Here is an 11,059-nt window from a genome sequence, read left to right on the forward strand (position 1 = left end):
TCGTATGCAAAAATCAACATCTCAAAAAATTAAACTAGGGATATTTGTCATCCTGGGAACCGTTTTATTGGTATCGGCACTTTATTTTATTGGAAACAGGCAAAATCTCTTTGGAAAAAGTATCAAATTGCATGCGCAATTTGCCAATGTAAATGGATTGCAATTGGGTAATAATGTGCGTTATTCCGGAATTAATGCCGGAACCGTCATTGGAATCGAAATGACTGGGCAATCACAGATTGTTGTGAGCATGCTCATTAGTGAAAAAATAGGAGGACGTATTCAAAAAAATGCCATTGCTACTATTGGATCGGATGGTTTAGTGGGAAGCATGATTGTGAATATTATTCCGCGGAAAGGTGAATTCCCATCTGTAATTTCCGGAGATACCATTGCAACCTATAGCAAAATTGGCGCCGATGATATGTTAACCACCCTAAATGTCACCAATGAAAATGCGGCGATCCTCACTTCAGAACTTTTGGAAATAACAAACAAGGTGTTGGAAGGCAAAGGGACGGTTGGGATGCTTATTAATGATTCAATTATGGCTGATGACTTGAAACAAAGTGTTTTTCAATTAAAACAAGCCAGTACCAGCGCATCCAAGGCCATGGCCGAGCTCAATGGTATTATTTCCTCGGTTAATTATGAAGAAAGCGTTGCAGGCCTTTTGTTGAGTGATACCGCTTCGGCCCAAAAAATGAGAACCGTTGTGGATAATCTTGAGCAATCTTCTGTTAATATAGAAGCTATGACTAGGAGTTTGGGCACCTATATTTCTGAAATTAAGGAAGGTAAGGGTACTCTAAACTACCTTACACAGGACGAAAAATTTGTAAAAGATCTTGATTCTACCCTCACGAATATAAAGGAAGCTACCTATCGTCTTAATGAAAATATGGAAGCCTTAAAACACAATTTTTTCTTTAGAGGGTATTTCAGAAAACTGGAACGACAGAATAAAAAGAATTAAGTGAACCCCACTACCCCGTATTGTTTAAAACCAATAAAAAAAGGCAGGTTATATAAAATTAACCTGCCTAATTTCAAATCAACAAATTCAAACTAGAAACAACCTAGTTTAGGTTCAATTCTTTCTTGGCCAAATAAAAATCTATTTTTTCGTAGGACGAATTTTCGATTCTTTCCTCCATTTCCTTTAAGGTTTTGGGAGGTGGCACTATGACCTTGTCGCCCTTTTTCCAATTTAAAGGTAAAGCCACCTTATGCTTATCGGATGTTTGAAGTGCTTGCAAGGCGCGTAAAATTTCGTCCATATTTCTGCCTACATTTAGGGGGTAATACATGATAAGCCGAATCTTAAGATATGGATCGATGAAAAAAACTGCACGAACGGCCGCTGTTTCGCTTTCATTTGGTTGTAACATTCCATAGAGTTTGGCCACCTTCATATCAATATCGGCAATAATTGGAAAATCAAGATATACATTGGTTTTCTCTTTGACGTTGTTTACCCACGCCAAGTGAGAGTGAATACTATCAATACTCAAACCAATAAGTTTGGTAGTAAGGGCTTCAAATTCTCCTTTTCGTTCGGCAAAACCACTTAATTCTGTAGTACAGACAGGGGTAAAATCTGCCGGGTGTGAAAATAGAATCACCCATTTTCCTCCTGCAAATTCAGAAAATTTCAACTTTCCATGGGTTGTAACCGCTGTAAAGTCGGGAGCATTGTCGCCTATTCTAGGCATGGTGTTCAATTCGCTTTCCGTAAATTCCATAATACCTTTTTTAAAATCATATAGCTAAATTATAGAAGATTAAGCACTTCTTCAGCAACTTATGTTACATAACAAAATTTTGCCAAGCTTAATTATTTCTGAAAGTTATCCTTATTTATACGGCGTTCCTATGAGATTTGTCATATTGGCTAAGCTGCCGAAAAGCTGATGCTTGTCATTTTTATTGGATAAAATCTAGCCTACCTTGGTATGTTGTTAAAGGGCTTCGTATGAAATGGAAAAAGCGTATAGGAATTGGACTGGTTTCGGTTGTAATACTACTTCTTTTATTTTTTGTTTGGTATAAGGATACCTATTCTATGAAGATCGTAGAAGAACTGGAAATAAATTCCCCGATGGAGAAGTACCGAATGCTTATTGCCACACAGGGTAGCGAGTTTAAAGAAGCGTTATCTACTGCTGTTATCGAAAAGTATAAAGAAGGCTCTTTTTATATTGAAGTGATCGACGTGACCTCATTACCTAAAATTGATTCGAAAGACTACGATGTTATTGTGCTACTTCATACCTGGGAGAATTGGGATCCTCCAATGGAGGTAGCAGCTTTTGTGGGTCAAAACAAATACCAACTTGATAAGATTGTTGTTGTAACCACCTCGGGCAATGGCAGCTATAAGATGCCGGAAGTCGATGCGATTACAGGAGAGTCGATACTTTCCAAGATGCCGGATGTGGCCCGGGAAGTTATTTTGCGAATTGATACAATTCTAGAAAAGAAAAATTAAAGGACAAACAAATATGCAATCCATGAAGACCACGCAATTAATAATAGTAGTCCTGCTTTTTGTTGGACTCACGTACTCGGCAGTTGCTCAAGAACGTTGGATGGCCGAATTCAGACCTGGAATTAGCTTTCCAACACAGAAACTCGATGGTGCCGATCTCACAACGGGTTTTGGATTTGAGGCAAAGGTCTCGTACTACCTTATGCCGCATCTATCTGCCTATGCGGGTTGGGGATGGAATCAATTCAAAATAAAAGACACCAATTTGAATGATCCCAAGATCGACGTAGAAGAGGCGGGTTATACCTTTGGGCTAGAACTTACCATCCCTATTGGAACGCCGCCACTTTCCTATTTTGTGAATGGTGGTGCGGTGTATAATCATATCGAATTGGAAAATTATACCGTTCAATCCAGTGTGGATACAGACCATGGATTGGGTTGGCAAATAGGAGCAGGGATTGCCTACGAATTTGTAGAGAATTGGAAATTACGTCCGGAAATTCGGTATCGATCGCTTTCCCGAGAACTGAAGATAGAAAATAACAACATCGATCTAACGCTAAACTACGTGGGTTTTGGGATAGGTGTTTCAGCAAATTTTTAGCCTGATGTACATGAAGTCGTTGTTTGTTATATTGTTATTATTTCACGGTGCCATACACTCCTTAGGGTTTCTAAAGGCCTTTCATTTTGCCAAAATAGAACAACTCACTCAAACAATTTCCAAACCGATAGGTTTGCTTTGGTTATTGGCAACGGTTCTTTTTTTTATCACCGTCTTGCTTTTTTTATATAAGCATGACAGCTGGCCGGTAATTGCTATAATTGCCGTGATAATTTCGCAGGTGATCGTTGTACTTTCTTGGCAGGATGCAAAATTTGGTACCATTGCAAATGTTATTATTCTGTTAGTTTCGATTCAGGGGTTTGCTGAAGTAGAATTTGTTAAAATGACCAAGCAGGAATCCTTACATTTAATACAAAACGGCAAGGCTGTTTCTTCTGAAATAATAACGGAGGCAGCTATTTCCTCCTTACCGCCAATCGTACAACAATGGATGCGCTTTTCGGGCGTGATTGGTACTGCCGAAGCAGTTTCAGTGCGATTGCAACAAACGGGTGAGATGCGCACCAAACCGGAGCAAAGTTGGATGCCCTTTACGGCCGAACAATACATTGATGTGGCCAATCCGTCCTTTGTATGGACTACTTCGGCAAAGATGATGCCTTTGGTTTCTTTTAGAGGGAGGGACAAGCTTGAAAATGGAAAAGGAGCAATGTTGATCAAAGTGGCTTCCTTGATTCCTGTTGTTAATGAAAAGGCTAATGAAAAAATAAATTCAGGAGCCATGCTTCGGTTTTTAGGAGAAATGTGCTGGTATCCTTCTGCAGCACTTTCAGAATATATCGATTGGGAACAGCTTGATAGTAGTTCGGCAAGGGCAACACTATCCATAAACGGATCAAGTGTTACGGGGACTTTTACTTTTAGCCAAGAGGGTGAACTTATCTCTTTTGAAGCAAATCGTTTTTATGGAGCAGATGATGCGGCAACGCTGGAAAAATGGTATATTGAACCGGTGGAGTTTAAGGTTTTTCAAGGTGTCAAAATCCCCTATAAATGTAAGGTGACCTGGAAGTTGGATGCGGGAGATTTTACATGGTTAACACTTGAGCTTACAGCCTTAGCGTATAATGAATTACAACTATTTAAACCTAAATGATAGACGAACTAAGAGAGGGCTACAGCGAGATTTTTGAAGCTCCTTTATTGCAAGAGATTAGTGAAGTAGGAATTTTTAAGGAGGTTTCTGAAGGGCATAAATTTATCGAAATTGGTGATTATGTGCGCTCCATGCCACTTTTAATTTCCGGTGCTATTAAGATATTACGGGAAGACGGGGAAGGAGACGAATTGTTACTCTATTTTTTGGAAAGAGGCGATACCTGTGCCATGACCATGACCTGTTGTATGGGTCAAAAGAAAAGTGAGATAAGGGCCATTGCCGAACTAGATACCAAACTAATCATGATACCGGTTCAGAAAATGGAAGAATGGACCGGGAAATACAAAAGTTGGCGAAATTTTGTATTCAAAAGTTATCACAATCGATTTAACGAGCTTTTAGAGACTATTGACAGCATTGCTTTTTTACGCATGGATGAACGGCTGCTGAAATATCTTCGTGACAAGGTGAAAGTAACCAACGATATGATCGTACAAAATACCCATCAGGAAATCGCCTACGAACTCAATACCTCCCGAGTTGTAATCTCCCGACTTTTGAAGCAACTCGAGAAATTGGGTAAAATTGAACTTCAGCGAAATAGGATCAAAGTAATTTCTTTATAAACAGGCTGTTTCTTTACTTATATTTTTATAGTATATTGTTGCGTTCTTTTACCCAAAAAAGAATCAACTAACCAGTCGAGTGGAAATAACGGAAGTTTTAGGATATATTGGAGCCCTATTGATAGGAGTTGTTTTGGGACTTATTGGTGGCGGTGGCTCCATACTAACCGTTCCTATATTTGTCTATCTTTTGCATTTAAACCCGGTGACGGCAACCGCCTACTCGCTTTTCGTGGTTGGGGTTTCGGCCTTAGTTGGTGCCTTTCAGAATATGAAAAGAGGCTTGGTCGATTTTAAGACGGCCATTGTTTTCTCAATCCCAGCTTTTATCGCTGTATATGCCACCAGAAAATATATTGTACCTGCAATCCCGGAAGAATTATTCTATGTTGGAGACTATTTAGTCACCAAAGATGTAGGTATCATGGTGTTTTTTGCCATCATTATGTTATTGGCAGCCGGATCTATGATACGTTCAAATGGGAAGGATCTTGGAGAAAGTACCCCGGTTATTTATAACTATCCACTTATAATTTTTGAAGGCCTTGGTGTGGGATTACTGACCGGAGTAGTAGGTGCCGGGGGTGGTTTTCTAATTATTCCGGCGTTGGTATTATTGGCAAAATTGCCTATGAAAAAGGCGGTGGCCACGTCGCTGTTGATTATTGCTACTAAGTCGCTTATTGGATTTATAGGCGATATTGAGAATTTGGATATCGACTGGATCTTTCTTATAAGCTTTTCTGCATTGTCCATTATTGGAATCTTTATCGGAACCGGTATAAACAAATTTATAAATGGTAAAAAACTTAAAAAAGGCTTCGGGTGGTTCGTGCTGTTGATGGCACTCTATATTATTATGAAGGAATTTACCAAATAACTTCAGAATTCAACTTGCAAAATAGTTCATACCTGCTATTGTAAAATAAGCACCATCCTTTCCCCTCCCAAAACGAACTTTTTAATAATACGCCAGTGTAACAAAGGTTACTGACTTGTCCTATTCCTAAGTGTATTTTTGCCCTACACAAAATGGAATAGCCACAATGAAGCAAGTCCTATTAATTTATATGTTACTGTTCGCATCCTCTTTGGTACATGGACAGGAAATTGTTTTAGTCTCGAAACAAGAGATTTTGCAGGCCGTAGCGGAAAATAACAATGCCCTAAAGATTGGAGCACAAGACATACTTAGTGCAAAGGGTGAATATCAGCAGACCCGCGCCGTTTTTTTACCAAATATTACTGCATCGTATACGGGATATGCAACCACCAATCCGTTAATGGCCTTTGGTTCCAAATTAAATCAGGAGATCTTAACTCAAAATGACTTTGATCCAGCTTTGCTGAATGATCCTTCACAGGTGACTAATTTCAGCACGCGTATCGAAATTCAGCAGCCCTTATTAAATATGGACGGACTTTTTCATCGCAAGGCAGCAAAAGCGAAGCTAGCTGCGAGTCGGCAGCAATTGGAACGCACCGAGGCGTATATCACACTTGAAGTGGAAAAGGCCTTTATGCAGTTACAATTGGCCTACAAAACACTGGAAGTGTTGGAAACCGCAAAAAAAGCCGCACAAGAAAATCTGCGATTGGCCTCCAATAGTTATAAGCAGGGGTATTTACAAAAATCCGATGTGTTGGCCGTTGAGGTTCGACTTACAGAAGTGGAGAACCAGCTGCAATACGCGCAGAGTACCGTAGAAAACAGCTCAAATTACCTTTCTGTACTAATGCATGATACCACCTATCGCATTATGAAGCCGTCAGATTCGTTAGTGATTTCTTCTGAAATAATGGAAGACACATCGCTTTCTGAAGAAAGAGCCGACCTACAAGCAAAGAAGTACGTTTCTGAAGCCTACAAAGAACAATATCGAGCCGATAAAATGTCCTTTTTGCCACGGTTGAACGCATTTGGCAGTTACGAATTGTACGATAGCGAGATCTTTCAAGGGGATGCCAGTGGGTATCTAGTGGGCGCTTCTTTGAGTTGGAATATTCTGGAAGGCAGTAAACGGCTGGGAAAAACACAGAAGAGCAAAGCCGAATTTGAGAAGTCGCAATTGGAATACGAACAATATAAGGCCGAGAGTGAGGTAGCATTACATAGGGCAAAGCGCATGCTTTCGGATGCTAAAAACAACCTAAAGCTTACACAACTTGCCCTGCAACAGTCTAAAGAATCGTTGCGCATTAGAACCAACCGTTTTAAGGAAGGGCTTGAACGGACAAATGATCTGTTACTTGCCGAAACTCAGTATGCTCAAAAACAACTGGAATATTACACCACTATTTTTCAATACAACTACGCCCTAGCGTATGTACAGTTTTTAACCAAGAATTAGAAAATCATCTTATGAAAAAGATATATACCATACTCCTGCTATTCATTGGAACCACACTTTTGAGTTGTGGAGATGCTGCTAAGAAATCCAATAGCGAACAAAACCAAGCGATCGCTGTAAAAGTGGATGCAGTTAATAACTCTGCCCAGACTCCTTTTTTGGTGGCCAGCGGAAAAATAGAAGCGACCAACAGTGCTAATCTAAGTACTAAAATGAATGGTTTTGTCACAAAAATTCATGTAAAAGTGGGCGATAAGGTAACCAAGGGACAATTGCTGTTAAGTGTTAATAACACAGATCTGTCGGCGAAAAGCGCGCAGGTAACTGCCGGAATAACAGAGGCTAATGCGGCTTTTGTTAATGCTGAAAAGGATTACCGGCGTTTTCAAAATTTATTTGCCGATAACAGTGCTTCACAAAAAGAGCTGGACGATATAACGGCACGCTACGAAATGGCAAAGGCACGTCTCGAGGCTGCCAAACAGTTAAAAAATGAGGTAAACGCACAGTTTTCATACGTTGCGATTAGAGCACCTTTTCATGGCGTGATCACCAATATGTTTATAGATGAAGGGGCCATGGCCAGTCCTGGAGCACCCCTTTTGGCGATAGAAACCCCCGGAGCTTTTGAAGTAACAGCCATGGTACCGGAGAGTGAGATTTCACAGATTTCTTCGGGAATCGAAGTGAATGTGGTGGTGAGTTCGATCAACACCACCCTAAAAGGCGAAGTTACGGAGGTAAGCGCTTCAGCAAGGAATACGGGCGGACAGTATTTGGTAAAAGTGGTTTTAGATAAAACAGAGGTGCCAATATTGTCGGGGATGTTTGCCACCGTTCAATTTCCGTTAGAAAAGAATACGGCTTCGACCATGGTACTTATACCAAAAGCCGCATTGGTCCACAAAGGGCAACTATCCGGAGTGTATACCGTAAGTGAAAGTAAAACTGCCTTGTTGCGATGGTTGCGCCTTGGGCGCAGCTTCGGAGATCGGGTAGAAGTGCTCTCGGGATTGTCGGCAGACGAATCGTATATCGTTTCGGCAGAAGGGAAATTATACAACGGCGCAAAAATCAATATACAATAATAGAGGCTGCGTTAGGGATAGCAGTGGAAATCCTTTTTAAGGTGTCCGGAGGTGAAATGAATTAGAAGGGACACCTTAAAAAGATTGAAGCGGATAGCCCGCTCGAACGCCAAAAAAAATATAAAAAATGAAAGAAGGTTTAGCAGGAAAAATTGCCAAGGGCTTTATAGGCTCTAAGCTAACAGTGCTTCTTATGATCGTCTTTATGGTGATTGGCGTGTATAGCTCGTTTCAGATCCCAAGAGAAGAAGAACCACAGATCAATGTACCCATGGCCGATATTTTTGTAGGCTATCCCGGGGCAAATCCGACGGAGGTTGAATCACGTGTCATAAAGCCATTGGAGAAACTTATTTCCAATATCAAGGGGGTTGAATATGTGTATTCTACCTCGATGAAAGAACAGGGCATGGTCATCGTGCAATTTTATGTGGGAGAAGATATTGAACGGTCTTTTGTGAAGCTGTACAACGAGATCAACAAGCATATGGATGAAATGCCGGCGGGTGTGACATTCCCTTTGGTAAAAACTAGGTCTATTGACGATGTTCCCATGTTGGGACTTACACTTTGGAGTGAAAATTATGACGACTACCAACTAAAACAGCTCGCACAGGAGCTAACCGATGAGATCGAGAAGGTAGGTGATGTGTCGGCTACTCAGAAAATAGGCGGGAGAAACCGTCAGTTACGAGTGGTGTTGGACAAGGAAAAACTAGCTGCCAGCGGACTCGATTTTTTGAGTGTTTCTGAAATGATTAGGGTGAACAACCAGCAGTTAGTAGCGGGTAGTTTTGATAAAAACGATACTGAATTCTTAATTGAAACCGGAAAATTTTTGGAATCGGCTGAAGATGTTGAAAATCTGGTGGTAGGCGTACAACAAAATCGGCCTATCTATTTGAGGCAGATCGCGAAAATACAAGACGGACCGGAAATTCCAAAAAATTATGTTTCATTGGGCTTTGGTCAGGCGAGTGAGGATGCGGCGCAGTATAATTCGGAGTATCCGGCTGTGACTATTTCGATCGCAAAACGAAAAGGCGCGGATGCTATGAAAATTTCGGATATTATTCTGGAAAAAGTTGAGCATTTGCGTACAAACCTTATTCCGGATGATGTACATGTGGAAGTAACTCGAAACTACGGTGAAACGGCTTCACAAAAAGTGTCCGAATTATTGCTACATCTTCTTGGAGCAATCCTCGCGGTTACATTGGTGGTGATGCTTGCTATGGGTTGGCGTGGCGGATTAGTAGTATTCCTATCGGTGCCCATTACGTTTGCACTTACCTTATTGAGTTACTATATTTTAGATTATACCCTCAATCGGATTACGCTTTTTGCCTTGGTATTTGTGACCGGTATAGTGGTGGACGATTCCATTATTATTGCCGAAAACATGCACCGACATTTTAAAATGAAACGATTGCCTTTTAAGCAGGCAGCCATATATGCTATCAATGAAGTAGGAAATCCCACCATTTTGGCCACATTGACGGTGATTGCTTCGGTCTTACCCATGGCATTTGTTTCAGGTTTAATGGGGCCTTATATGTCGCCTATGCCTATTGGCGCCTCTATTGCGATGTTATTATCTCTTTTTGTGGCACTTACCATTACACCTTATCTGGGCGTACTCTTCCTAAGAGAAAAAGAGAAAAAGGGAAAACCGGTCAAGGAACCTAAGTTATTAGAGGACACCTTTATTTACCGAATGTACGCGAAGTTTGAGACGCCGTTAATTGAAAATAAGAAAAAGCGCTGGTTGTTCCTTGGGGTTACATTCCTTTTGTTGATGGGATCGGTAGGGATGTTTTTTACAAATTCGGTGGCTGTGAAGATGTTGCCTTTCGACAATAAGAATGAATTTCAGGTAGTAATCGATATGCCGGAGGGGACCACCCTTGAAAGAACGGCTGTGGTCGCTAAGGAAATCAGCCAGTTTGTTGCCATGCAACCGCAGGTGGTAAATTACCAGAGCTATGTAGGTACCTCGGCACCCATAACCTTTAACGGATTGGTGCGGCATTACGATTTAAGAGGAGGAAGTAATATGGCCGATATTCAAGTAAACCTAACCGATAAAAAAGATAGAAAGGATCAAAGTCACGATATCGCCAAGGCCTTCCGACCCGGGATTCAGAAGATCGCTGCAAAGTTTGGCGCCAATGTGAAAATTGTGGAAGTTCCTCCGGGGCCTCCGGTATTGTCTACGATCGTTGCCGAAATTTACGGGCCGGATTATAAGACACAGATAGAGGTGGCCGATGCGGTTCAGCAGATACTAATAAACACAGACGATGTGGTAGATGTGGACTGGATGGTTGAAGCAGACCAAACCGAATATCAGTTTGTTATCAACAAGGAAAAGGCCATGCTGTACGGCGTGACCCCACAGCAGATCACACAAACCATGCATATGGCTTTGAGTGAACACGCTGTCACCCAATTGTACGATGAGGATGCTTCTCGCCAAGTACAATTAATAGTATCCTTGGATGAAAAGGAAAAATCCACCCTGCAGGATATATCCCAAATAAAGATACAATCCAACCAAGGAAATATGGTGCCTGTAGCCGATTTGATTGAGATTAAGGAAACGATTCGGGACAAGAGTATTTATAGGAAGAATCAAAAGCGAGTGGTGTATGTGATGGCCGATATGGCAGGCGCACTTGAAAGTCCGGTCTATGCCATTTTAGGAATGACAGATAAACTGAAGCAGATACCACTTCCTGAAGGGTATTCTTTAGAAGAGTTGTATATAAAA

General features: G+C 41.1%; 10 protein-coding genes. 9 read left to right on the forward strand and 1 reads right to left on the reverse strand.

Going from position 1 to position 11,059, the window contains the following annotated elements; translation table 11 throughout:
- The first annotated feature begins 4 nt into the window (after positions 1-4).
- Positions 5-976, forward strand: coding sequence for an MlaD family protein (locus K8F54_RS06635; RefSeq protein ID WP_290788791.1), 972 nt, complete (start codon positions 5-7; stop codon positions 974-976).
- A 103-nt stretch (positions 977-1,079) separates the two neighbouring features.
- Here K8F54_RS06635 and K8F54_RS06640 read toward each other — a convergent pair whose 3' ends face one another.
- Positions 1,080-1,745: a peroxiredoxin gene (locus tag K8F54_RS06640; protein ID WP_290788794.1), complete on the reverse strand. Its 666-nt coding sequence runs from the start codon at positions 1,743-1,745 to the stop codon at positions 1,080-1,082.
- 230 nt (positions 1,746-1,975) lie between these two features.
- Here K8F54_RS06640 and K8F54_RS06645 point away from each other — a divergent pair, with 230 nt between their 5' ends.
- The 8 genes from K8F54_RS06645 to K8F54_RS06680 all read left to right on the forward strand — a co-directional run.
- Entirely contained in the window at positions 1,976-2,491 is a 516-nt protein-coding gene (locus K8F54_RS06645) for a hypothetical protein (RefSeq protein ID WP_290788796.1), read from the forward strand.
- 22 nt (positions 2,492-2,513) lie between these two features.
- A complete protein-coding gene (locus tag K8F54_RS06650) occupies positions 2,514-3,098 on the forward strand; it encodes a porin family protein (protein ID WP_290788798.1) in 585 nt (194 codons plus the stop codon).
- Between the two features lie 10 nt (positions 3,099-3,108).
- Positions 3,109-4,218: a DUF6544 family protein gene (locus tag K8F54_RS06655; protein ID WP_290788800.1), complete on the forward strand. Its 1,110-nt coding sequence runs from the start codon at positions 3,109-3,111 to the stop codon at positions 4,216-4,218.
- The gene (locus tag K8F54_RS06660; RefSeq protein WP_290788802.1) at positions 4,215-4,847 is read left to right on the forward strand and encodes a Crp/Fnr family transcriptional regulator; all 633 of its coding nucleotides are present in this window, start codon (positions 4,215-4,217) and stop codon (positions 4,845-4,847) included. Before K8F54_RS06655 ends, K8F54_RS06660 begins: the two co-directional genes overlap by 4 nt.
- Before the next feature lie 79 nt (positions 4,848-4,926).
- The gene (locus tag K8F54_RS06665) at positions 4,927-5,727 is read left to right on the forward strand and encodes a sulfite exporter TauE/SafE family protein (RefSeq protein ID WP_290788804.1); all 801 of its coding nucleotides are present in this window, start codon (positions 4,927-4,929) and stop codon (positions 5,725-5,727) included.
- A 166-nt stretch (positions 5,728-5,893) separates the two neighbouring features.
- Positions 5,894-7,198, forward strand: a complete 1,305-nt coding sequence (locus K8F54_RS06670) for a TolC family protein (RefSeq protein WP_290788806.1) — start codon at positions 5,894-5,896, stop codon at positions 7,196-7,198.
- A gap of 11 nt (positions 7,199-7,209) precedes the next feature.
- Positions 7,210-8,286 carry an efflux RND transporter periplasmic adaptor subunit gene (locus tag K8F54_RS06675; RefSeq protein WP_290788808.1) on the forward strand — a complete coding sequence of 359 codons (1,077 nt, stop codon included), beginning with the start codon at positions 7,210-7,212 and terminating at the stop codon, positions 8,284-8,286.
- Between the two features lie 127 nt (positions 8,287-8,413).
- Positions 8,414-11,059: efflux RND transporter permease subunit (locus K8F54_RS06680; RefSeq protein WP_290788810.1), on the forward strand; the 2,646-nt coding region annotated here is incomplete at its 3' end.

Origin of the sequence: Altibacter sp., from assembly GCF_019913785.1 — a bacterium.
In the GTDB taxonomy this organism is placed as follows: Bacteria; Bacteroidota; Bacteroidia; order Flavobacteriales; family Flavobacteriaceae; genus Altibacter.

Coding starts and splice junctions, on each gene's coding strand:
- K8F54_RS06635 (WP_290788791.1), top strand. CDS start 5: ATGCAAAAATCAACATCTCAAAAAATTAAACTAGGGATATTTGTCATC.
- K8F54_RS06640 (WP_290788794.1), bottom strand. CDS start 1,745: ATGGAATTTACGGAAAGCGAATTGAACACCATGCCTAGAATAGGCGAC.
- K8F54_RS06645 (WP_290788796.1), top strand. CDS start 1,976: ATGAAATGGAAAAAGCGTATAGGAATTGGACTGGTTTCGGTTGTAATA.
- K8F54_RS06650 (WP_290788798.1), top strand. CDS start 2,514: ATGAAGACCACGCAATTAATAATAGTAGTCCTGCTTTTTGTTGGACTC.
- K8F54_RS06655 (WP_290788800.1), top strand. CDS start 3,109: ATGAAGTCGTTGTTTGTTATATTGTTATTATTTCACGGTGCCATACAC.
- K8F54_RS06660 (WP_290788802.1), top strand. CDS start 4,215: ATGATAGACGAACTAAGAGAGGGCTACAGCGAGATTTTTGAAGCTCCT.
- K8F54_RS06670 (WP_290788806.1), top strand. CDS start 5,894: ATGAAGCAAGTCCTATTAATTTATATGTTACTGTTCGCATCCTCTTTG.
- K8F54_RS06675 (WP_290788808.1), top strand. CDS start 7,210: ATGAAAAAGATATATACCATACTCCTGCTATTCATTGGAACCACACTT.